Annotated in this window: 22 protein-coding genes and 1 pseudogene; 18 read left to right on the top strand and 5 right to left on the bottom strand. The window is 64.1% G+C overall.

From position 1 onward, the window contains the following. The first annotated feature begins 52 nt into the window (after positions 1 to 52). The 4 genes from B2790_RS16675 to B2790_RS16660 all read left to right on the top strand — a co-directional run bounded on the left by B2790_RS16675 (position 53) and on the right by B2790_RS16660 (position 4,000). The gene (locus B2790_RS16675) at positions 53 to 700 is read left to right on the top strand and encodes a TenA family protein (protein ID WP_286919259.1); all 648 of its coding nucleotides are present in this window, start codon (positions 53 to 55) and stop codon (positions 698 to 700) included. After that, on the top strand, positions 697 to 1,359 hold the full coding sequence (gene tenA / locus B2790_RS16670) for a thiaminase II (protein ID WP_084785179.1): 663 nt from the start codon (positions 697 to 699) through the stop codon (positions 1,357 to 1,359). Before B2790_RS16675 ends, tenA begins: the two co-directional genes overlap by 4 nt. A 178-nt stretch (positions 1,360 to 1,537) precedes the next feature. Then, positions 1,538 to 2,779: a cytosine deaminase gene (codA, locus tag B2790_RS16665; protein ID WP_286919258.1), complete on the top strand. Its 1,242-nt coding sequence runs from the start codon at positions 1,538 to 1,540 to the stop codon at positions 2,777 to 2,779. Between the two features lie 228 nt (positions 2,780 to 3,007). Beyond that, positions 3,008 to 4,000: a DNA-binding protein gene (locus B2790_RS16660; protein ID WP_286919257.1), complete on the top strand. Its 993-nt coding sequence runs from the start codon at positions 3,008 to 3,010 to the stop codon at positions 3,998 to 4,000. A gap of 161 nt (positions 4,001 to 4,161) precedes the next feature. Here B2790_RS16660 and B2790_RS16655 read toward each other — a convergent pair whose 3' ends face one another. Both B2790_RS16655 and B2790_RS16650 read right to left on the bottom strand, forming a co-directional pair. Next, a complete protein-coding gene (locus tag B2790_RS16655) occupies positions 4,162 to 4,413 on the bottom strand; it encodes a hypothetical protein (protein WP_075045200.1) in 252 nt (83 codons plus the stop codon). An 8-nt stretch (positions 4,414 to 4,421) separates the two neighbouring features. After that, entirely contained in the window at positions 4,422 to 4,922 is a 501-nt protein-coding gene (locus B2790_RS16650) for a DUF4142 domain-containing protein (protein ID WP_075045201.1), read from the bottom strand. Positions 4,923 to 5,074: 152 nt separating this feature from the next. Here B2790_RS16650 and B2790_RS16645 point away from each other — a divergent pair, with 152 nt between their 5' ends. Further along, complete coding sequence (locus B2790_RS16645; RefSeq protein ID WP_286919256.1) at positions 5,075 to 6,643, top strand: sensor domain-containing diguanylate cyclase; 1,569 nt, start codon at positions 5,075 to 5,077, stop codon at positions 6,641 to 6,643. A 132-nt stretch (positions 6,644 to 6,775) separates the two neighbouring features. On the opposite strand, the gene B2790_RS16640 is transcribed toward B2790_RS16645, so the two are convergent. Continuing rightward, complete coding sequence (locus B2790_RS16640; RefSeq protein WP_286919255.1) at positions 6,776 to 7,285, bottom strand: GNAT family N-acetyltransferase; 510 nt, start codon at positions 7,283 to 7,285, stop codon at positions 6,776 to 6,778. Positions 7,286 to 7,302: 17 nt separating this feature from the next. Further along, on the bottom strand, positions 7,303 to 8,016 hold the full coding sequence (locus B2790_RS16635; protein WP_013972648.1) for an MgtC/SapB family protein: 714 nt from the start codon (positions 8,014 to 8,016) through the stop codon (positions 7,303 to 7,305). 398 nt (positions 8,017 to 8,414) lie between these two features. Here B2790_RS16635 and B2790_RS16630 point away from each other — a divergent pair, with 398 nt between their 5' ends. Further along, complete coding sequence (locus B2790_RS16630) at positions 8,415 to 8,882, top strand: sterol desaturase family protein (RefSeq protein ID WP_286919254.1); 468 nt, start codon at positions 8,415 to 8,417, stop codon at positions 8,880 to 8,882. Positions 8,883 to 8,997: 115 nt separating this feature from the next. On the opposite strand, the gene B2790_RS16625 is transcribed toward B2790_RS16630, so the two are convergent. Next, positions 8,998 to 9,891, bottom strand: coding sequence for a bile acid:sodium symporter family protein (locus B2790_RS16625; RefSeq protein ID WP_286919253.1), 894 nt, complete (start codon positions 9,889 to 9,891; stop codon positions 8,998 to 9,000). Positions 9,892 to 10,074: 183 nt separating this feature from the next. On the opposite strand from B2790_RS16625, the gene B2790_RS16620 reads away from it, so the two are divergent. From B2790_RS16620 to B2790_RS16565, 12 genes and pseudogenes are all read left to right on the top strand, one after another. Next, positions 10,075 to 10,938, top strand: a complete 864-nt coding sequence (locus B2790_RS16620; RefSeq protein WP_085615693.1) for a Dyp-type peroxidase — start codon at positions 10,075 to 10,077, stop codon at positions 10,936 to 10,938. An 89-nt stretch (positions 10,939 to 11,027) separates the two neighbouring features. Further along, positions 11,028 to 11,936 (top strand): aldo/keto reductase, encoded by a 909-nt coding sequence (locus B2790_RS16615; protein WP_085692582.1) that lies wholly within the window; start codon positions 11,028 to 11,030, stop codon positions 11,934 to 11,936. Positions 11,937 to 11,940: 4 nt separating this feature from the next. Next, positions 11,941 to 13,224: an NTP/NDP exchange transporter gene (locus B2790_RS16610; protein ID WP_286919252.1), complete on the top strand. Its 1,284-nt coding sequence runs from the start codon at positions 11,941 to 11,943 to the stop codon at positions 13,222 to 13,224. Between the two features lie 205 nt (positions 13,225 to 13,429). Next, positions 13,430 to 13,549 (top strand): annotated as a pseudogene (locus B2790_RS16605) (general stress protein); the annotation flags it as partial. Between the two features lie 60 nt (positions 13,550 to 13,609). After that, on the top strand, positions 13,610 to 13,807 hold the full coding sequence (locus B2790_RS16600) for a hypothetical protein (RefSeq protein ID WP_003259932.1): 198 nt from the start codon (positions 13,610 to 13,612) through the stop codon (positions 13,805 to 13,807). A gap of 21 nt (positions 13,808 to 13,828) precedes the next feature. After that, a complete protein-coding gene (locus B2790_RS16595; RefSeq protein ID WP_286919251.1) occupies positions 13,829 to 15,163 on the top strand; it encodes an iron-containing redox enzyme family protein in 1,335 nt (444 codons plus the stop codon). Beyond that, entirely contained in the window at positions 15,163 to 16,116 is a 954-nt protein-coding gene (locus tag B2790_RS16590) for a class I SAM-dependent methyltransferase (protein ID WP_286919250.1), read from the top strand. Before B2790_RS16595 ends, B2790_RS16590 begins: the two co-directional genes overlap by 1 nt. A gap of 6 nt (positions 16,117 to 16,122) precedes the next feature. Continuing rightward, on the top strand, positions 16,123 to 17,229 hold the full coding sequence (locus tag B2790_RS16585) for a carboxylate-amine ligase (protein ID WP_286919249.1): 1,107 nt from the start codon (positions 16,123 to 16,125) through the stop codon (positions 17,227 to 17,229). 56 nt (positions 17,230 to 17,285) lie between these two features. Beyond that, entirely contained in the window at positions 17,286 to 17,873 is a 588-nt protein-coding gene (locus B2790_RS16580) for a nucleosidase (protein WP_286919247.1), read from the top strand. Between the two features lie 504 nt (positions 17,874 to 18,377). Next, positions 18,378 to 18,869, top strand: coding sequence for a hypothetical protein (locus tag B2790_RS16575; protein WP_286919245.1), 492 nt, complete (start codon positions 18,378 to 18,380; stop codon positions 18,867 to 18,869). A gap of 442 nt (positions 18,870 to 19,311) precedes the next feature. Next, entirely contained in the window at positions 19,312 to 20,217 is a 906-nt protein-coding gene (locus tag B2790_RS16570) for an SDR family oxidoreductase (protein ID WP_075045213.1), read from the top strand. 72 nt (positions 20,218 to 20,289) lie between these two features. Next, entirely contained in the window at positions 20,290 to 21,111 is an 822-nt protein-coding gene (locus B2790_RS16565; protein WP_286919244.1) for a Ku protein, read from the top strand. Positions 21,112 to 21,229 lie beyond the last annotated feature (118 nt).

Below are 21,229 nucleotides of genomic sequence, written 5' to 3'. Positions count from 1 at the left end.
GTCCATGCCAACCATCGCGGTCTCGCTGTCACCCCCCATCAAGGACAGCAACATGACCGAACGCTTCAGCCAGTCCCTGCGCCGCCGCAGCGAGCCGACCTGGTCGGCGGCCGTTGGCCACCGCTTCGTCACCCAATTGTGCGACGGCAGCCTGCCGGACCCGATCATGGTCGACTACCTGGTGCAGGACCACCGCTTCCTCGACAGCTTCCTGACCCTGCTGGGCGCGGCCATCGCCACCGCCGACACCTTCGAGGCGCGCCTGCGCTTCGGCCGCTTTGCCGGGATGATCTCCAGTGACGAGAACACCTACTTCCTGCGCGCCTTCGAGGCCCTGGGGGTAAGCCCCGCGCAACGCAGCGAACCGGCCGACACCGTGCCAACCGCAGGCTTCAAGGCGATCATGCGCGAAGCGGCGGCCACCCGGTCCTATGTGGCCGCGCTGGCGGTGCTCAACGTCGCCGAAGGCCTGTACCTGGACTGGGCGCTGAAGGCGCCAGAACCGATGCCGGACAACTTCGTCCACGCCGAATGGATCACCCTGCACGACAACCCGGCATTCCAGGACTTCGTTGCCTTCCTGCAAGCCGAACTCGACCGCGTCGGCCCGCAGGAAGCCGCGCTGGCGGCTGACTTTTACCAGCGCACCGTGGCGCTGGAGCTGGCCTTCTTCGATGCCGTCTACCCGGAGGACAAATGAGCATGGATATCTTCGACCGCCTCAAGGCTGCCGCCACGCCGCAGTGGAACAGCTACGTCGACCACGAATTCGTGCGCCAGATGGGCGAGGGTACGCTGAGCGAAGCCGCCTTCCGCACCTACCTGGTACAGGATTACCTGTTCCTCATCCAGTTCGCCCGCGCCTGGGCGCTGGCCGCCTACAAGAGCCGTCGCCCGGCCGACATCCGCGCCGCGCAGGCCGGGCTGGCGGCGATTCTGGATGAAACCGAGCTGCACTTGCGCCTGTGCGCACGCTGGGGCCTGACCCAGGCCGATATCGAGGCCGCGCCAGAGCACCAGGCCACGGTTGCCTATACCCGCTATGTGCTGGACTGCGGTGCCGCGGGTGACCTGCTGGAGTTGCATGTGGCCTTGGCGCCTTGCGTGATCGGCTATGCCGAGATTGGCCGGGCGTTGTCCGAGCGCATTGGCGATCTGAGCAACCACCCGTACCGCGAGTGGATCGCCGAGTATGCCGGCGAGGGCTATCAGGGTGTTGCCACCGCGGCGCGCAAGCATCTGGACGAGCTGGCAGCGCGGAGCATGACCGAGCAACGGTTTGCCGAGCTGGTGGGGATTTTCGGCCAGGCGTCCAGCCTGGAGGCGGACTTCTGGCAGATGGGCTTGGACGGAGCCTGATTTGCTGCCTGCGCCGGCCCTATCGCCGGCAAGCCAGCTCCCACAGGTACTGCACAGACTTAAGGGCTGTGGTTTACCTGTGGGAGCTGGCTTGCCGGCGATAGGGCCAGTAGCAAATACCACAAGGCTTGGGCCACTATGCGGGTAGGGCCACCCGCAAAGCCCAGGGAGAAGCATCATGAACATCATCAACGCACGCCTGCGCGGCAAGCCCGGCCTGTTCCGCATCGAGCTCAGCGGCGAACGCATTGCCGCCATCGAGCCCCAGGCCGAAGGGGTGGCGACGCGCGCTGCCGATGACCTGGATGCCGGGCAGAACCTGGTGGTGGCGCCCTTCATCGAACCGCACATCCACCTGGACGCCACGCTCACAGCCGGCGAGCCGCGCTGGAACATGAGCGGCACCCTGTTCGAAGGCATCGAGCGCTGGGCCGAGCGCAAGGCGATCACCACCCACGACGACATCAAGATCCGCGCGAAAAAGACCATCGGCATGCTGGTGGAGCATGGCATCCAGCATGTGCGTACCCATGTCGATGTCACCGACCCCACTCTGACCGCGCTGAAGGCCATGGTCGAAGTGCGTGACGAAGTGCGCCACCTGCTCGACCTGCAGATCGTCGCCTTCCCCCAGGAGGGTATCGAGTCTTATGCCAACGGCCGGGCGCTGATGACCGAAGCGGTTGCCATCGGTGCCGACGTGGTTGGCGGCATCCCGCATTTCGAGAACACCCGCGACCAGGGCGTGTCGTCGGTCAAGTTCCTGATGGACCTGGCCGAGCGCAGCGGCTGCCTGGTGGATGTGCATTGCGACGAGACCGACGACCCGCAGTCGCGCTTTCTCGAAGTTCTGGCCGAAGAGGCGCGGGTGCGCGGCATGGGCGCCCGGGTGACAGCCAGCCATACCGTGGCCATGGGCTCGTACGACAATGCCTACTGCTACAAGCTGTTCCGCCTGCTCAAGCAGTCGGGTATCAATTTCGTGTCCTGCCCGACCGAGAGCATTCACCTGCAAGGGCGTTTCGACAACTACCCGAAACGCCGCGGCGTCACCCGCGTGGCCGAGCTCGACCGGGCCGGGATGAACGTGTGCTTTGGCCAGGACTCCATCGTCGACCCTTGGTACCCGCTGGGCAATGGCAACATCCTGCGTATTCTCGAGGCCGGCCTGCACATCTGCCACATGCTTGGCTACGAAGACCTGCAGCGCTGCCTGGACCTGATCACCGACAACAGCGCCCGCACCCTGAACCTGGGCGAGCGCTACGGCATCGAAGTGGGGCGGCCGGCCAACCTGTTGCTGCTGTCGGCGCCGGACGATTACGAAATGGTGCGCAGCCAGGGGCATGCGCTGGTGTCGGTACGCAACGGCAAGGTGCTGATGCGTAGAACGCCTGCCAGGGTTGAACACTACACCTGACGCTCCCTGCGTCAACATTCTGCAGCGCCCCGCCGGCTTGAAGCCGAGCGGGGCGTTTTGCTGTCTGGCGTACTGCTTTATTCCCTTGCACGGCCTTCATGAACCACTCACATGCGATAAGCCGTGATTATTCCATCATAGGAAATGTTTGCACGGGCAAAGGCTTGTCTCCATAATTGGTATGTAATTACATAGTACATAACACGTTACAAAATCGTAGGAGCAAGCATGGCCCGGGGCGGTATCAACAAGGTTGTAGTGCAGCAGGCGCGTCAGGCGCTGATTGCCCGTGGCGAGAACCCCAGCATCGATGCCATACGTATCGAGCTGGGCAACACCGGCTCCAAGACCACGATTCACCGCTACCTGAAAGAGTTGAATGGCCAGCAGCCTGTGGCCTCCGAGGGCGGCATTGCGCTGAGCGACGTGCTGAGCCGAATGGTCGGGCAGCTGGCAACCCAGTTGCAGGACGAGGCCGACCTGAAGATCGAGCAGGCCGAAAGCGCCTTCACTCGACAGCGCGAACAACTGGAGGCGCAGCTGGCGATTGCCCAGCAGGCACTGGCTGCGGCGCATCAGCAGCATCAGATCGACGCGGCCGCGCTGGCGGCCGAATCGGAGAAACTGCTCTCCACCCAAAGCACCCTTCAAGCCGAACAGCTGCGCAGTGCCAGCCTCAACCAGTCGCTGGGCGAGCTGCAGGTGCGCCTCGCCGACAAGGAAGAGCAGGTCAAATCACTGGAAGACAAGCACCGTCATGCCCGCGATGCGCTGGAGCACTACCGCAACGCCAGCCGCGAACAGCGTGAACAGGAACAGCGTCGCCACGAAGCGCAACTGCAACAGTTGCAGGTGGAGGTGCGTCAGCTGCAGCAAGGCTTGATCGTCAAGCAGGACGAGCTGACCCGCCTGCACCGCGACAACGAGCGTTTGCTGGGAGAGCATCGCCAGGCTGCCAGCGCCTGCAGGGCGCAGGATGAATTGCTGGAACAGCGTGATGCGCAGATCCAGGGCTTGCGCACGATCCTGGCCCAGGCGCAGGGTGCCAGCGAGGAAATGCGTCGGCAGCTGGATGTACAGGCACAGAGCCTGGAGGCCAGGCGCGACTTGTGCACGGAACAGGCTCGCCAGTTGCAGCAGCTTGAAGAGCAGCTCAAGGCGCGAGACGAGGCGTTGCACCAGTGTCAGTCGCAGTTGTCTGCCGCCAACGCGGCGCAGTAGCTGCGAAGAGGCCCTGTGGGAGCGGGCATGCCCGCGAACACCGGCGTAGCCGGTGCCATACACCGCGCTGCGCCCTTCGCGGGCACGCCCGCTCCCACAGGGAATGTGACACGCTCTCGAACCTTGTTCCCTGTGCGACAAGGTTGGGCGGGAGGGAGCGCTCAGTCTTCGGCTTGTCTGGCTGCCTCCACGCCCGCAGCCGAGAGTTTGATGGGGTAGTTCACGCTGATCTGATGGTCGCTGCTCACCGCCACGCTGCCATCCTGAATCAAACCGGCCTCCTGCAGCGTCTTGAGCATACCGGCCACGGCCTTCTCGCCCCGGTAGTTGTCCAGCACTTCCTTGCCGAGACCCTGGGGGTGAGCATGCAGCAGGCGAGTCAGCACTTCGGCTTTCAATGCATCGTTACTCATGGCGGCCCTCACTTGGCGTGTTTGGCCTGAAGCGCCTTGGCATGCTCCAGATGCTGTTCTAGCTTGGGCAGGGTTTCGCTGGCAAAGGCCTTCAATTCAGCCTTGTCAGAAGATGCCGCTTCCTTCTTGAACAGCTCCACTGCCTTTTCGTGAGCGTCGACCTGGTTGTTGACGTAGGACTTGTCAAACGACTCCTCCCGCCATTCCAGGATCATTTTCTTGACCTTGTCGGTTATTGCCGCCTCATCGGGTACGGATATATCGAGCTTGCGAGCGATGTCGCCGAGTTTCTGATTGGCCTGGGTGTGGTCGGTGACCATCTGCTGGGCGAAGGTCTTGATTTCGGCATTCTGAGTTTTTTCCAAAGCCAGCTTGCCGGTGACCACTTCGGCAATACCGGCCTCGGTGGCCGCTTCGACGAAGTCATCGGAACTCGCCGCCATCGCGTGTACCGATGCCAGGCCCAACACCATCGAAAAACCGACGCGCTTGATGAAGAGACTGCTCATGCTTCACTCCTTAAACCGTGGCGCGACCTCAGTGTCGCGTACGGTTGAGGGTGAATGGGCGGCAAAGGTTTAATCTTTTTCCTGGCCGGCTGCGCCCAGGTGGTACTGAACTATAGTGAAGGGCGGCGAACTCGGTGTGGCTAGGGATTTCAATGTGTGCAGCCAGGAAACAGGATGAAGACGGGTTCTTCGCGATAACAGGCGAGGGCCGCGCCGTGGCGCTGTTCCGCCTGGTACTGGCGTTCATGCTGGTGGTGATGCTGGCCTTCGTCGTGGTTGAAGGCTGGCGTATCTGGCGCGACTACCGGCACGCCTTCACCAACGCCGAAAACATGGTCACCAACCTGGCCCGGGCCACGGCGCAGCATGCCGAAGACGCCATCCGCCAGGTCGACGCAATTACCGCGGCGCTGGCCGAGCGCCTGGAAGGCGACGGCTTCGAGCACATCGACCGGCCGCGTCTGCATACCTTGCTGGTGCAGCAGAAAAGCATCATGCCGCAGTTGCACGGGTTGTTCGTGTATGGCCCGGATGGCAGCTGGATCGTGACCGACCAGGCGGTAGTCCCGCCCAATGCCAACAATGCCGACCGCGACTACTTCATCTACCACCGCGACCATACCGACCGTGGGGTACACATCGGTTCGGTGGTGCGCAGCCGTTCCACTGGCGACCTGATCATCCCCATTTCGCGGCGCCTGCAATACGCCGATGGCAGCTTCGCCGGGGTGTTGCTGGGCACCATCAAGGTGGAGTGGTTCGTGCGCTACTACGGCGACTTCAAGATCGATGAACGTGGCGCGCTGGTGCTGGCCAAGCGCGACGGCACCATTCTGGTACGGCGGCCGTTCGTCGAGCAGGTGGTGGGCCGCAGCCTGAGCAGCAGCGAGATCTTCCGCAAGCACCTGCCGTTTGCAAGCGAAGGGGTGGCCGAGGCGGTCGCCGTGGTGGACGGCACGCCACGGCTGTATGGCTTTCGCGCGCTGGGCAGCTACCCGCTGGTAGTGGAGGCGGGCTTGTCGCGGGAGTCGATCGTTGCGCCCTGGCGACACGATGCGATCAAGTCGGTGGCGGTCTTGCTGCTGTTGCTGGTGGGGCTGGCGGCCTTTGGTGGCGTGGTGCTGCGCCAGTTGCGCGAGCGTATCGTCATCGAGCGAGCGCTGCACCAGGCACACCAGACCCTGAAGGCCCTGGCATTGACCGACAGCCTGACCGGCCTGGGTAACCGCCGGCGGCTGGATGCAGTGTTCGAGCCGGAGCTGCGCCGGGCGCGACGCCAGGGCTATCCGCTGGCGCTGGTGATGCTCGACCTGGATTACTTCAAGGCCTACAACGACCGTTACGGGCACCCCGCGGGTGACCAGTGCCTGCGGCGCTTTGCCGAGGTGCTGCAGCAGGCGCTGAAGCGGCCGGCCGACCTGGCTGTGCGCTATGGCGGCGAGGAGTTCACATTGCTGCTGCCTGATACCGATGTTCGCGGGGCGGAACTGCTGATGCAGGAAGTGCAACAGCTGTTGCGTCGGCAGCCGCTGGAGCATGCGGGCAGCCCACTGGGGCGGGTGTCGTTCAGTGCGGGGATTGCCGTGGGTGACCTGACGCGGGAGGGAGTGACGGCCGAGCGCCTGATGGCGGCAGCGGATGCGGCGCTGTACCAAGCCAAGCGCCAGGGGCGGGACGGGTATTGCGTGGCAGAACATGCGGTGGTGGGCGTAGATGAATAAGGTCCCGGGTTGCCTGTACCGGCCCCATCGCCGGCAAGCCAGCTCCCACAGGTAATATGCATCTCTTTGGCACGGCGCGGTCCCTGTGGGAGCTGGCTTGCCGGCGATGGGCTGCAAAGCAGCCCCGGGGGGCTAGTTATCTACGCCAAGGCGCATCGCACAACGGCCCTCAAGCCCATGGGCACGCTCCTCGGCCAGAATCTGCTGCAAGCGTGCATCCAGCAGCCCCTCATCAATCACCTCGAACCCCACCCGCGCATAGAACGGCGCATTCCACGGCACATCGGCAAAGGTGGTCAAGGTCAGCTCCCGCACCCCCGCCTGGCGCGCCGCATCGGCCACCTGCTGCAGCAGCTTGCGCCCGACACCTTGCCCCTGGGCCTCCCGACGCACCGAAACTTCATGAAGATGCAGCGCCTGATCCTCGAACCGGGCACATGCAAACCCCAGAATGCGCCCATCCGGCCCCTCGGCCACCCAGCTCCCGCCAGCTTCGACAAATGCCTGATGGGTGCCGCAGTCCATCACATCTCCTTGCGCCAGCCATGCCAGCGCCGGCCGGGCGGCAAAGGCCTGGGCAGCCGAGCGTTCGACGCCCGGCAGCCATTGAATGTCTTGCTCGAGGGTAGGGCGAATGCGCATGAAAAAGTCCTTTCGTTCTAGTCTGCCGCCAGCACCTGCGGCTGCAATTGCCAGCGCACCGAGCTTACACCTTTCTCCAGGCTGACCCGGCTGACCAACCGTTCCAGTTGCGCTGGTGCCTGCGCGGTGCCGAGCAGTTCGGCGCGAACTTCCAGGCGTGCGGGGTTCGCCAGGTCTTCGCTGTGCAGTGACTGCAGGCGCAGCTGCGGGTCACCCAGGCTGTGCAACATCAGGCTGCGGACCTGGATCTCGTCCTCGGCGCGGCAGACGATGCGCACCTCGAAGTGCTGTTCCACCTCGCTGGCCGGCACCACTTCCTGGCGGTCCAGGCGCTGGGCAATGTCACGCAACAGGATATTGGCACACAGCACCACCAGGCTACCCAGCGTCGCTTCCAGCAGCAGCCCGAGGCTGCACAGCACGCCGACCGCGGCCGTGCACCACAGCGTGGCGGCGGTGTTCAGGCCGCGTACGTTGAACCCGTCGCGCATGATCACGCCGCCACCAAGAAAACCGATGCCCGATACCACGTACGCGGCGATACGCGACGCATCGGTGGGCGCCATGCCCGGCACCGCCTGGGTCATCAGCACGAACAGGCAGGCACCGGTGCTGACCAGTGCATTGGTGCGCAGCCCGGTCAGGCGCTGGCGCAGTTGACGTTCGGCGCCGATCAGCGCCCCCAGCAGCAGGGCGATGCTGACACGCAGCAGAAATACTTTCCAATCCATAGCAAACCTCTTCCACGGGCACACGCCCGCAAGAACGCCATCAGCTGGCGCGGTTGAAAAACCAGAAAATGCGCAGGACCACGAAGGAGGGAGGAAGAAGAGGGGGATTACAAGAAACCACCGTCTTGCCAGGCCGGCCAGACAGTGCAGGACACCGCCGGACTAGCGCGCCACGTGGGCCTGTCGCATGCGACTGGGGCTACTGTCCAATGCAGGTCTCCTGTTCAGGGATGCAAAATTGCGCCGCGGACCTTACGCCCCGTGGCAGGCCAGGTCAAGGGCAAAAACATGACAATGGCTTCATCCGCAATGGGCCTGCTACCGGTCACGCCTGCATGGAAAAAAATGCGGGCAATCGGTACCCTTGCGCCTTCCCTTGCCATCCCCCGGACCGTTCCATGCTGTTCAATCTCGCCGTGCTGTTCGGCACCCTGGTGGCCATGGAGGGCGTTGGCACGCTGGCTCACAAGTACATCATGCATGGCTGGGGCTGGTGGCTGCACCGCTCGCACCATGAGCCGCAACTGGGCATGCTCGAAACCAATGACCTGTACCTGGTGGCCCTGGGGCTGATCGCCACGCTGCTGGTGGCCCTGGGCAAGGGTGGTTTTGCGCCCTTGCAGTGGGTGGGTGGCGGCGTGGCGGGGTACGGCGTGCTGTATGTCGTGGCCCACGACGGGTTCTTTCACCGGCATTGGCCACGCAAGCCACGGCCGGTCAACCGCTACCTAAAGCGTTTGCATCGCGCGCACCGGTTGCATCACGCGGTGAAGGGGCGCACGGGGAGTGTGTCGTTCGGGTTTTTCTATGCACCGCCGTTGAAGGTGCTGAAACAGCAGTTGCGGCGTAAGCGCAGCCAGTTGTGACAGGGACTGGCACCTGACCTGTGGGAGCGGGCATGCCCGCGAAGCAGGCAGCGCGGTGCATGGCACCGGCTTTGCCGGTGTTCGCGGGCACGCCCGCTCCCACAGGGAACTCGCCTCAATTCACCGTTTCACCCTTGGGCTGCGCCGCCACATGCCCGCGGCTCACCCACCAGCCAAACGCCGCCGCGGTGAAGAACATGATCAGGCTGTACAGCGCCGCCGGCACCGCCATGGTGGCGTTGTTCAGCAGCGAAGGGCTCAATGCCAGGGCAATCGCCAAGGTGCCGTTGTGGATGCCGATCTCCATGCCGATGGCAATCGCCTGGCGCTTGGGAATGTTCAGCAGGCGCGGCACCCAGTAGCCCACGCTAAGGCTCAGCAGGTTGAACAGCAGCGCGGCCAGGCCCACCACCGGCGCGTACGCAACCACGGTCTGCCAGTCCTTGGCCAGCGCCAGGACGATGGTGAACGCCAGGAACAACGCGGCCACCAGCTTCATCGGCTTCTCCATGCGCGCGGCGAAAGCGGGTGCGAAGCGGCGAACCAGCATGCCCAGCGCCACCGGCAGCAGGACGATGGCGAACACCTGCATCACCTTGGCAAATTGCAGCGGTATGGCCTGGTCCGATGCCATGAACCAGCTCAGCGACAGGTTCACCAGCAGTGGCATGGTCAGGATCGCGATCAGCGAGTTAACCGCCGTCAGGGTGATATTCAACGCCACATCGCCATGGGCCAGGTGGCTGAAAAGGTTGGCCGTGGTGCCTCCAGGCGAGGCGGCCAGCAGCATCAACCCCACCGCCAGAGCCGACTCCAGGCCAAAGCCGTTGGCAATCAGGAAGCACACCAGCGGCAGCAGCAGGATCTGGCAAACCAGGCCTACCACCACCGGCTTGGGGTATTTCACCACGCGGGCGAAGTCGGCCAGGGTCAGCGATAACCCGAGGCCGAGCATGATGATGCCCAGGGCCAGCGGCAGAAAGGCGGAGAGCAAAGGTGAGGCGGTCATGGGCGGTCTCTCGGGCGAAGGATCCCGAGGAGTGTAGGTCGGCCCTGATTGATAGCTAATTGCAAAGCGCCAGCCTTGGTAACCGTTTGTTACCAAGCGCAGCGGCCAGCGAGGCTGTATGCCGCGTTGCAGTAGGCCTGCAGGCGCAGTAGCATTCCGGTTTTTACCGAGGATTAGCCTGTCATGCCGTTCCAGCAAGGTCTGCTTGCCACCCCGGTGCCGGCCCACGCCCGTCACCTGTTCTTCACCCTGCAGTCGCCAGAGGCCCTGCCTGCTGCCCTGGATGCCTTGCTGCCGCAGGTCGATGGCGAACAGCTGATCCTGGGTGTCGGCGCCCCGCTGGCCAAGGCCCTGGGCCGTGAAGTACCTGGCTTGCGCGCCTTCCCGCAGCTGGATGCTGCAGTGGAGAACCCCAGCACCCAACACGCCCTGTGGCTGTGGCTGCGCGGCAACGAGCGCGGCGACTTGCTGCTGCGGGCCCAGGCCCTGGAGCTGGCATTGGCACCGGCCCTGCGCCTGGCCGACAGCGTCGACGGCTTCCTGCACCGTGGCGGCCATGACCTGACCGGCTATGAGGACGGCACCGAAAACCCGGTGGACGAAGAGGCCGTGCAAGCGGCCATTGGCGCCGATGGCTCCAGCTTTGCCGCGTTCCAGTTGTGGAAGCACGACCTGGAGTACTTCAAGTCGCTGCCCCAGGCCGACCAGGACAACATCATCGGCCGCCGCCTCAGCGACAACGAAGAGCTCGACGATGCCCCCGAGTCCGCCCACGTCAAGCGCACGGCCCAGGAAAGCTTCGAACCAGAAGCGTTCATCGTCCGTCGTTCGGTGGCTTGGGCAGACCAACGTGGCGCTGGCCTGGCGTTCGTGGCCCTGGGCCACAGCTTCGATGCGTTCGAGGTGCAGCTGCGGCGCATGAGCGGCCTGGAGGACGGCATCATCGACGGCCTGTACCGCTTCAGCCGGCCACTGACCGGTGGATACTACTGGTGCCCGCCCATGAGCGAGACGGGTGTCGACCTGAGCCTGCTGCTGCAAGCCTGATCGCTAAATATCCAGATACAGAAACACCGGGCGCAGTGGGGTACAGCGGCTAGCCTTGAAAGTTTCCGCTTCGTGACGGGAGCTTTTCCATGTACGCACGTCGTGATGTCCTACGTGCGGGTGCTACCTTGGGCTTGCTGGCCGCCAGCCCCTGGTTGCACGCCGCTGCCCCGGCGGGCTTGCTGACCCGCAACGTGCCGAGCACCGGTGAAGCGCTGCCGGTGATCGGTGCCGGTACCTCCGGCAGTTTCGAAGTGCAAGCCGGTTCGGCCCAGTACCAGCAGCTGAAAGTTGTACTGAAGGCGTTCTTCGAAGGCGGTGGCCGGGTCATCGACACCTCGCCCAACTATGGCGGCGCCGACAGCATTCTCGGCCAGCTGCTGGAAGAGGGCGGCTGGCACCGGCAATGCTTCATCGCCACCAAGATCGCCGCCGACAGCCGGGCAGACGCCGAAGCGCAATGGGCCGGCAGCCTCGAGAGCCTGCGCACCGACAAGGTCGACTTGCTGCAGATCCACAACCTGCGCGACTGGCAGACCCAACTGCCCTATGCCCGCGAGTTGAAGCAGCAGGGCAAGACCCGCTATGTCGGCATCACCCATTACCTGAACAGTGGCCAGGACGAGGTCGCCCGCATCGTGCGCAGCGAACCGCTGGACTTCATCCAGATCAACTACTCGGTCAATGCCCCCGACGCCGCCCGCGAACTGCTGCCGCTGTGCCAGGACAAGGGCGTCGCCGTGCTGATCAACCGGGCATTCGACGATGGCCGCCTGTTCGCCCGGGTGAAGGACCAGGCCTTGCCCGGCTGGGCCGCAGAGGCAGGTATCGGCAGCTGGGCGCAGCTGTTTCTGAAGTTCGCCATCAGTCACCCGGCGGTGACCACGGTCATCCCCGCGACCAGCCGGCCCGAGCGCCAACTTGACCAGCTCAAGGCCGGGCACGGGCCGTTGCTGACCCAGGCGCAGCAACAGGCGCTGATCAAGCAGTTTGCCTGACACCATGGCAGCCTGGCGGCGTCGCCTGGACCAGGGGCTGAACATCCAGCCCGGCGAAGGGCCGGCGGTGATCGCCGGTTTGCTGCTGTTCTACCTGTTGTTCACTGGCTATTTCATGCTGCGCCCGGTGCGCGAAACCATGGGCGTTGCCGGTGGCGTGGACAACCTGCAATGGCTGTTCACCGGCACCTTCATCGCCACACTGGCGTGCCTGCCGTTGTTTGGCTGTCTGGCCTCCAAGGTGCAGCGCCGGTACATCCTGCCCTGGACCTACGGCTTCTTCGCCAGCAACCTGCTGCTGTTCGCCGTGCTGTTTGCCCGCAATCCGGAAGCTTCGTGGACGGCTCGGGCCTTCTACATCTGGTTGTCGGTGTTCAACCTGCTGAGCATCTCGCTGGCCTGGAGCGTGCTCGCCGACCTGTTTTCCACCGCGCAAGGCAAGCGCCTGTTCGGCCTGCTCGCGGCCGGGGCCAGCCTGGGTGGGCTCAGTGGCCCCATCCTGGGCACGCTGCTGGTGGCGCCGCTGGGCCATGCCGGGTTGCTGGTGTTGGCCGCAGCGTTGCTGCTGGGCAGCATCGGCGCCACGTTGTACCTGCAACGCTGGCGCACGCGGCATCCACTGCCGGCGCAAGCCGAGCGGGCAGGTTCCCGGCCACTGGGCGGCAATCCGTTTGCCGGTGCCACTGCCGTACTGCGCTCGCCCTACCTGCTGGGCATTGCCCTGTTCGTGGTGTTGCTCGCCAGTGTCAGCACCTTCCTGTATTTCGAACAGGCGCGCATCGTCAGCGAAACCTTCACCGACCGTACCCGGCAAACCCAGGTGTTCGGCCTGATCGACACCGTGGTACAGGCCTTGGCCATCCTCACCCAGGTGTTCCTCACCGGGCGCCTGGCCCGCCGCCTGGGGGTGGGCGTGCTGCTGGTGGCGGTGCCGCTGGTGATGGCTGCGGGCTTCCTGTGGCTGGCACTGGCCCCGGTGTTCGCCGTGTTCGCGGTGGTGATGGTGGTGCGCCGGGCCGGTGAGTACGCGCTGGTGCGGCCGGGGCGGGAGATGCTGTTCACCGTGCTGCCCCCCGAGGACAAGTACAAGGCCAAGAACTTCATCGACACCGTGGTCTACCGCGGCGGCGACGCGCTCAGCGGCTGGGTCAAGCGGGGGCTGGATGTGATGGGCGAGTACCCGCAACTGGCGATGTTGATCGGTACGCTGATTGCCCTGGGCTGGGCGATGACCGGAGGTTTGCTGGGAAGGCGACAGGCACGCCTGGAAACCACATCGCGCGACTGACAGGCGCGCCAAATATGCTGATGCCGCTTATTTAATGCCGTTGGTCCGAACGCTTCGCATTAAACCGAATCCGCCGAAATGGCCGAACTCCCAACTGGTGTACGGCAGGTAATGCCGTGCATTCCGAAGTCATACGAGGTTTAAGACCATGGCCAACAAAGAGAACAGCCGCACCGGCAACCAGCAGGGCAGCCAAGGTGGCAACAAGAACCCGGGCAACTTTGCCAATGACCGCGAAAAAGCCTCCGAAGCTGGGCGCAAGGGCGGCCAGCAATCCGGTGGTGGCCGTACCAGCGAATCGGGCCGCAAGGGCGGCCGTTCGTAAGTGAGGCTACGCAGTGCCCGGGTGATCGGGCACTGCGATTCTGCACATGAGGAGAACCCCATGCGATTGATCCCTCTGATAGCGCTGGTGGGCACGCTTGGCTTGCTGGGTGGCTGTTTCGACCGGGACAACGACCACCCGGCAAAGGATGCCGACCAGAGCAAACCTTCGCTGCAGATGCAGCAACCCGGCGACAAACCTGCTCCCCAACCTGCGCCGGACCCTGAGCCGATGCCTGGCCAGAAACCCAGCCAATAAAACGCGGACAAGGACTACGGCATGACGGTAATGACCCGCAAGACCGCCGCGGTGATACCAGCTTCGGCAAATGGGCCAAGCCTGAAGGAGCGTTACAACAAGTTGCTCGTGGCCCACGACACCACGAGCGCGGCGTGGCTGAGCGAACAATTGGTACGCGCGCAGCATTTGCCGGATGACTTGCCTGCCGATCCTGCTCAGCTGGAAGCCTGGAGCGCTAGCCATGCAAACCAGGTGGCCGAGGCCTATGCCAGTTACCTCGAGCAACGCCGCCAAGGCGCGCCGCGGCGCTATTTTGCCAACCGCGCCCAGGCGTTGTGGTTCCTGCAACAAGTGGCGCCCACCAAGGCAGTGGACGGGGCATGGCTGCACAGTACCTTGCGACAGTGGGGCGATCCGCGCTATCACGGCCTGATTCGCACCTACCTGGAAGAACTGGGCGGCGGTGATCCGCGCTGCAACCATGTGCTGATCTACCAACGGCTGTTGAGCCGGCTGGGTTGCCTGGGTTTGCCTGAACTGGACGACCAGCGTTATCTGCAAGGCGCCTTGCAGTTGGCATTGGGGCGCCACGGCGATGATTTTCTTCCCGAGGTTATCGGCTACAACCTGGGCTATGAACAACCACCGTTGCATCTGCTGATCACCACCTACGAATTGTCGGAATTGGGCATCGATGGCCATTATTTCCAGCTTCACGTGACCATCGACAACGCGGCCAGCGGGCATGCGCATCTGTCCATCCAGGCGCTACGCCAACTCTGCCCGGCCGACGAAGCTGGCCAGTTCTACCAGCGGGTGCGCAGTGGGTACCGCTTGAACGTCCTGGGGCTTGATACACCCAGCCTGATCAGCAGCTTCGATCTTGAATCCGAATTGCTGTCGGCACTGGAGCACAAGCGCAATTTTGGCCAGTTCATGCATTCCGACCATTGCCGCCTGCAAAAGCGTACCGTCAACCAATGGCTGGCCGAACCCGGCGCCATGCCCGCGTTTCTGCAGGCCTTGCAGGCGCAGGGCTGGATCCGCCGTGGTGAAGCACCCGCCAACAGCCGCTGGTGGGGGCTCATCGACGGCCCCTCGGCACCGATGTGTGGCGTGTTCACGGCGTATGAAAAACAACTATGGCACGACTGGATCGCGGCAGGCTGGCAATCCCGGGGGCGCCGCGTGCTGCCTGGCAGCTGGGAGGTGCAAGTGCAATCGGATGATGCGCTTGCGACTGCTGCCCCGGACGCCGATATCGAGACGTTGATCGACACGATGTCCGGTAACCGCCATGCAACACCGGAAGGCTTGCTGGCCACTCGGCGCTACATGCGTGCTACCGGCCTTGTTCAGGAGATGACCCGCTGATGCTGCTCGATCCGCAACAGATCCAGGCTGACCAGGCAATGCTGCAATTGGGCAGGCGCCTGCGCGCCGACGGCTACCGCTTCACCTGCGTCACCCCGGCAACCCATGCTCGCGTGAATGCGCGCCCGGAAGCCGGGCAGGCCAGGACAGTGCGCGATGTGTTCGGCTGGAACCGTCCGTTCCGATCGTCACTGGTTTCTGCCGATGAGCTGGACCAGATGCGGCAGGCCCAGGTACTCGAGGAGCACGGTGATTTGCTGATCAGCAGGGTGCGCTGGTCCACGCTCGACGACCTGCTGCTGGTGCACTCTGCGTACCCCACCCAACAATCCGACGCGGTGTTTTTCGGCCCCGACAGTTACCGTTTCGCCCAGGTCATCCATGATCACCTGCAACGCACGCCGAAGCGTGTCGAGCATGCCGTGGATATCGGTTGCGGCACGGGTGTCGGCGCCTTGCTGATTGCCCGGGCGGCTCCCAATGCCCAGGTCAGCGCCGTGGATATCAACCCGCTCGCATTGCGTTACACCGCGATCAACGCGGCATTGGCGGGCGTCAGCAATGTGTCCGTGGAGCCAAGTGACCTGCTCGGCGGTATTACCGGGCTGTTCGACCTTATCGTTGCCAACCCGCCGTACATGCTCGATGCCAGCGAACGTACCTATCGGCATGGCGGCGGTTCGCTCGGCGCGCAGCTTTCGCTGCGAATCGTCGAACAAGCCTGCGAGCGGCTCGGCTCGGGGGGCTCGCTACTGTTGTATACCGGCGTGGCGATCGTCGAAGGCCGGGACGCCTTGCTCGAAGCCATTCGCCTGCGCCTGGCAGGCCCGGAATGGTCCTGGGTGTATCGGGAAATCGACCCGGACGTGTTCGGCGAGCAACTGAACGAACCCGGTTACGAGCAGGTCGAGCGCATCGCTGCGGTGGTGCTCACAGTTACCCGCAACAGCTGAGGCAGCATGGCCCGACCCTGCACGTTCGGCATCGAGGAAGAATACCTGCTGGTGAACCTGGACACAGGGCAGGTGCCAGCCACACCTTCGCCAGCCGTGGTCGGGCGTTGTCGCAAGGTGCTGGGCCAGCATTTTGCCCAGGAAATGTTCCGCAGCCAGATCGAGGTGGCCTCGCCGGTGTTCACCAACCTGTTCGAGGCACGCGAGTTCTTCCAGCACAGCCGCCAGCAGCTGAACACAGCGCTGGCCGAAGAGGGCATGGGCCTGTACGGTGCGGCGAGCCACCCCAATGCCGCCTGGCTGCGGCAGAAACCTGCTACCCCGGCGCACTACCAGCAACTGTTCGCCGACTACCGGCATGTGGCGCGGCGCAGCCTGCTCAACGGCCTGCATGTACACGTGGGCGTACCGCCAGGTTGCGACCGCATGCAATTGATTAACCGCGTACTGGGCTGGTTGCCCTTGTTGCTGGTGCTGAGTGCGTCATCCCCGCTGTGGGCAGGCCAGTGCACCGGCTACATGAGCTACCGTCGGGTGATTTGCGGGGAGTGGCCGCACATGGGCTTGCCGGAGCCGTTGCCGGACTGGGCCGCGTACGAGCGCTACCGCGCATTGCTGCAACGCACAGGATCGCTGGCCGCGGATGGCGACTTCTGGTGGGCGATCCGGCCTTCGCGGCGCTTCCCGACGGTCGAGCTGCGCATCTGCGATGGCTGCCCGCGGCTGGAGGACGCGCTGTGCATCGCTGCGCTGTTTCGTCACCTGGTGGAGCACAGCATCGTGTACCGGCATGACCCGGCGGCCTGCAACCGCGAACAGCGCTGGATCACCCAGGAAAACTACTGGCGCGCCATGCGTCATGGGCGCCAGGGCGAGTTCATTGGCCTGCATGAGCAACAGCCGGTCACGGCCGAAGGTTGGTTGGCCCAGCTGCAGGAGCAGTTGCCGATCGACACCGCAGACGCCGAGCGTGCCTTTCACCATGCACAGCGCCTGCTGCGCGACGGCACCCATGCCGATCAGCAACTGCAATGCCTGGCTCAGGCCAGCGCTGCCGGCCTGGGCAGGGCGCAGGCGTTACGGGCCGTGGTGGCCGCCGGGGCTTGCAATTAGCCGGGGTTTGCCGAAAATGGCCGCGCCTTTCGCAGCCACTCGGAACCACCTGCGCCATGATGCTGATCAAGCAATTCCCCGACATTTCCCTGGACGACACGTTGTTTGTCTTTGCCCTCGAAGCCGAGGCCGGCGATGTATTCGCTTACGTCAACACCGTGTTCACCGGCATCGGCAAGGTCAATGCTGCCATCGCCCTGACCAAGGCCATTGCCGCGCGCCGGCCCAGGCTGATCGTCAACCTCGGCTCGGCCGGCAGCCAGCGCCATGGCAAGGGCGAGGTGGTGTGCTGTACCCGCTTCGTGCAGCGCGACATGGATGTGACCCCGCTGGGCTTCGCCCGCTACCAGACACCTCTGTCGGACATCCCGGTGGTGCTGGAGCATGGGGCGCAGATCCCCGGCCTGGCCCTGGAGACTTGCGGCAGTGGTGACAGCTTCGAGATCAACCATGGCGATGCACCTTATGACGTGGTCGACATGGAAGCCTACGTGCTGGCGCTGATCGCACGCGGCGAAGGCATCCCGTTCGTGTGCCTGAAATATATTTCCGATGATGCTGGCAGTGACGCGGCGCAGGACTGGGCGGTGCAGGTTCACCTGGCTGCTGAGGCTTTCAGGCAGGTGCTGTTCAGCCAGGCGTGACTGCTAGCTTGATTGGGGCTGCTTTGCAGCCCTTCGCGGCGGTTCGGCGTCCCGACTTGCCCGCTCCCACAGGTTTGGTGCCATGCTCAGGATATGCGCGGTTCCTGTGGGAGCGGGCACGCCCGCGAAGGGCCGCAAAGCGGCCCCAACAGTCTTGGAACGTACCTTGGCCTGATATTCGGTCCTTTGAACTCAGGCAGACAGTACTAGTCTTAATATGTGGGAATATTTCCCACGCAAAGATGCTGACTGGCTCTGAAGGATCGTGCGAAACCGAAGCTGCTCGCTGACACTGCAGATCTATGGCCGCGCCGGTTGGCTGTCCGCTCCATGGGCGGTTGCGAACTCATTGGTCATTGCGTTCGATACGGAGATGACGACGCAACTCCAAGCGGAGGTGCATCATGTTGCTCAAGAAATGTTTGTTGGCATTGGCAATAGGTGGCGTCCTGTCGGCCTCGACCGTCCTGGTGCCCGACTACATCGGTAGTTTCTCCAGCGTGTATGCCAAAGACGGTGGCAGCGGCGGCGGTGGTGGTGGCCACGGCGGCAGCGGCGGTGGCGGTGGCTCTGGAGGTGGCGGCGGTCACGGTGGTGGGAGCGGTGGTTCTGGAGGCGGCGGCGGTCACGGTAGTGGCGGCGGTGGCTCTGGAGGCGGTGGCGGTCACGGTGGTGGCAGCGGTGGCGGAGGCAGTGGTCACGGTGGTGATGGCGGTGGCGGTCATGGCGGCCATGGTGGCCCGGGGGCCGGCGATGGTGACCATGGTGGCATGGCCGGCAGAGGCCCAGGCGATGCGCATGACAACGACAACGACAACGATGCGGCAGATGCCGCCAGGGACGCAGCACGAGACGATGCTGATGCAGCCAGAGACGCTGCAAGGGCTGAGGCAGATGCCGCCCGGGATGCGGCAAAAGCTACTGCAGATGCCGCCAGAGACGCTGCCAGAGCCGAGGCGGATGCAGCCCGCGACGCCGCAAAAGCTGCTGGCGTAGCCGGCGCAGATGAAGCCAGAGACGCTGCCAGGGCCGCGGCAGATGCTGCCCGCGACGCAGCCAGAGACGAAGCTGATGCCGCCAGAGATGCTGCCAGGGCTACAGCAGATGCCGCCAGGGACGAAGCCAAAGTCGCTGCCAATGCAGCCAGAGACGCTGCAAGGGCGGATGTGGACGACGCGCCAGATGCTCCAGACGCACCAGATGCACCGGATGTCGACGCAGCTGAGGTACGGAACTAGTCACTTTGAGTGACGTATCGACCGCTGGTCAGTGTTTGGGCCAGTTGGAAAAAACCATCGATGGCGGTTTACCTCGAAATCGGTAGAACGGCCTTCGCGGGCTTGCCCGCTCCCACAGGACTACCACCAGTTTCAATACCTGTGGGAGCGGGCAAGCCCGCGAATGGGCCAACACCGGTTTCACCAGAGGAGTGGCCCCCATGCCCAGCAAACCGCACGACCAGTTCAGCATGCAGAACCCGCTGACCCAGTACCCGCACCCTCCATTCCCGGCCCAAGGCCAGCCAGCACCAGGGCTGGACGCCAACATGCAGCCCGAACCAGACCACGGCGAAACCACCTACAAGGGCTTTGGCCGCCTGGCGGGGCGCAAGGCGCTGATCACCGGCGCGGACTCGGGCATCGGCAGGGCCGTGGCCATTGCCTTCGCCCGCGAAGGTGCCGACATTGCCCTCAATTACCTGCCCATCGAACAACCCGATGCCCGCGAAGTCATCAAGCTGATCGAAGCCGAAGGCCGCAAGGTGGTGGCCCTTGCCGGTGACCTGAAGGACGAGCAGTTCTGCAAGGAACTGGTCGACCAGGCCCACGAGCAGCTCGGCGGCCTGGACATCCTGGTCAACGTCGCCGGCAAGCAGGAGGCGCGCAAGGACATCAGCCAGGTCAGCCACGAGCAGTTCGACCACACCCTGAAAACCAACGTCTACGCGCTGTTCTGGCTGTGCCAGGCGGCCGTGCCGCTGATGCCGGCGGGGGCGACCATCATCAACACCGCCTCGATCCAGTCCTACCAGCCTTCGGCCACCTTGCTCGACTATGCCACCACCAAGGCCGCGATCGTTGCCTTCACCAAGGCCTTGGCCAAGCAGGTGATCGAGCGCGGTATCCGGGTCAACGCCGTGGCCCCTGGCCCCATCTGGACCGTACTGCAGCCCAGCGGCGGCCAACCACCGGAGAAAATCCCCGACTTCGGCGCGCATACACCGATGAAGCGACCGGGGCAGCCCGCCGAATGTGCGCCGGTGTATGTGTTGCTGGCCAGCCAGGAGTCCAGCTACATCACCGGCGAGGTGTTCGGCGTGACCGGCGGCAACCCGCTGCCGTAAGGCGGGGCGGCTAAACCTTCGCCGCCCGTTGCAGTCGATTCAGGTATTGGCAGGCAACCTGGGAGCACCTCCATGGCTAGGGCAATCTGGAAAGGCGCCATCAGTTTCGGCCTCGTGCACATCCCCGTGGCCCTCAACACCGCGGTGCGCACCGAGCGGGTCGATTTCGACTGGCTCGACAAGCGCAGCATGGAACCGGTCGGCTACAAGCGGGTGAACAAGGTTACCGGCAAGGAAATCGACAAGGACAACATCGTCAAGGGCGTCGAGTTCGAGAAGGGCCGCTACGTGGTGATCAGCGAGGAGGAAATCCGCAAGGCCCGGCCCGAGGCGACCCAGACGATCGATATCTTTTCCTTCGTGGAGGCTGGCGAGATCCCGCTGCAGCACTTCGACACGCCGTACTACCTTACCCCCGACCGCCGTGGCGGCAAGGTGTACGCCTTGCTGCGCGAGACCCTGGCAAAAACCGGCAAGGTGGCGCTGGCCACGGTGGTGCTGCACACCCGACAGCACCTGGCGCTGTTGCGCCCGCTGGATGATGCGCTGGTGATGATCACCCTGCGCTGGCCCGAAGAAGTGCGCGGGCTGGAAACGCTGGAACTGGACAGCAGCGTCACCGAGGCCAAGGTGGACAAGCGCGAACTGGACATGGCCAAGCGGTTGGTGGAAGACATGAGCGGGCCCTGGAAGCCCGCGGATTACCACGATGCCTTCCGCCAGACCATCCTGGACCTGGTGGAAGAGAAGGCCAGCAAGGGCAAGATCGAGACCGTGGAGAAGGGCGAGGCGACGGAAGCAGGGAAAAGCGCCGACATCCTCGACCTCACCGAACTGCTCAAGCGCAGCCTCGGTGGCAAGAAGCCGGCGAAGAAGACACGCAAGGCGTCGTGAACCATGTTTGTCGGCTTGATTGGGGCCGCTTTGCGGCCCTTCGCGGGCATGCCCGCTCCCACAGGGACCTCGCATTTTCCAAATCCAGCGCCGTACCTGTAGGAGCGGGCAAGCCCGC

It is taken from the genome of Pseudomonas sp. UBA6753 (assembly GCF_002453565.1).
GTDB lineage: Bacteria > Pseudomonadota > Gammaproteobacteria > Pseudomonadales > Pseudomonadaceae > Aquipseudomonas > Aquipseudomonas putida_Z.
The sequence above is the reverse complement of the archived record's forward strand: the minus strand, read 5'-3'. Positions and strand labels throughout refer to the sequence as shown.

Bases quoted from the DNA above. Each gene is read 5' to 3' on its own strand.
- B2790_RS16625 (WP_286919253.1), bottom strand. From the start codon at position 9,891: ATGACCGCCTCACCTTTGCTCTCCGCCTTTCTGCCGCTGGCCCTGGGC.
- B2790_RS16640 (WP_286919255.1), bottom strand. From the start codon at position 7,285: ATGCGCATTCGCCCTACCCTCGAGCAAGACATTCAATGGCTGCCGGGC.
- B2790_RS16615 (WP_085692582.1), top strand. From the start codon at position 11,028: ATGTACGCACGTCGTGATGTCCTACGTGCGGGTGCTACCTTGGGCTTG.
- B2790_RS16580 (WP_286919247.1), top strand. From the start codon at position 17,286: ATGATGCTGATCAAGCAATTCCCCGACATTTCCCTGGACGACACGTTG.
- B2790_RS16645 (WP_286919256.1), top strand. From the start codon at position 5,075: ATGTGTGCAGCCAGGAAACAGGATGAAGACGGGTTCTTCGCGATAACA.
- B2790_RS16610 (WP_286919252.1), top strand. From the start codon at position 11,941: ATGGCAGCCTGGCGGCGTCGCCTGGACCAGGGGCTGAACATCCAGCCC.
- codA (WP_286919258.1), top strand. From the start codon at position 1,538: ATGAACATCATCAACGCACGCCTGCGCGGCAAGCCCGGCCTGTTCCGC.
- B2790_RS16590 (WP_286919250.1), top strand. From the start codon at position 15,163: ATGCTGCTCGATCCGCAACAGATCCAGGCTGACCAGGCAATGCTGCAA.
- B2790_RS16650 (WP_075045201.1), bottom strand. From the start codon at position 4,922: ATGAGCAGTCTCTTCATCAAGCGCGTCGGTTTTTCGATGGTGTTGGGC.
- B2790_RS16630 (WP_286919254.1), top strand. From the start codon at position 8,415: ATGCTGTTCAATCTCGCCGTGCTGTTCGGCACCCTGGTGGCCATGGAG.
- B2790_RS16570 (WP_075045213.1), top strand. From the start codon at position 19,312: ATGCCCAGCAAACCGCACGACCAGTTCAGCATGCAGAACCCGCTGACC.
- B2790_RS16620 (WP_085615693.1), top strand. From the start codon at position 10,075: ATGCCGTTCCAGCAAGGTCTGCTTGCCACCCCGGTGCCGGCCCACGCC.
- tenA (WP_084785179.1), top strand. From the start codon at position 697: ATGAGCATGGATATCTTCGACCGCCTCAAGGCTGCCGCCACGCCGCAG.
- B2790_RS16595 (WP_286919251.1), top strand. From the start codon at position 13,829: ATGACGGTAATGACCCGCAAGACCGCCGCGGTGATACCAGCTTCGGCA.
- B2790_RS16655 (WP_075045200.1), bottom strand. From the start codon at position 4,413: ATGAGTAACGATGCATTGAAAGCCGAAGTGCTGACTCGCCTGCTGCAT.
- B2790_RS16600 (WP_003259932.1), top strand. From the start codon at position 13,610: ATGCGATTGATCCCTCTGATAGCGCTGGTGGGCACGCTTGGCTTGCTG.
- B2790_RS16675 (WP_286919259.1), top strand. From the start codon at position 53: ATGACCGAACGCTTCAGCCAGTCCCTGCGCCGCCGCAGCGAGCCGACC.
- B2790_RS16660 (WP_286919257.1), top strand. From the start codon at position 3,008: ATGGCCCGGGGCGGTATCAACAAGGTTGTAGTGCAGCAGGCGCGTCAG.
- B2790_RS16585 (WP_286919249.1), top strand. From the start codon at position 16,123: ATGGCCCGACCCTGCACGTTCGGCATCGAGGAAGAATACCTGCTGGTG.
- B2790_RS16575 (WP_286919245.1), top strand. From the start codon at position 18,378: ATGCCAAAGACGGTGGCAGCGGCGGCGGTGGTGGTGGCCACGGCGGCA.
- B2790_RS16565 (WP_286919244.1), top strand. From the start codon at position 20,290: ATGGCTAGGGCAATCTGGAAAGGCGCCATCAGTTTCGGCCTCGTGCAC.
- B2790_RS16635 (WP_013972648.1), bottom strand. From the start codon at position 8,016: ATGGATTGGAAAGTATTTCTGCTGCGTGTCAGCATCGCCCTGCTGCTG.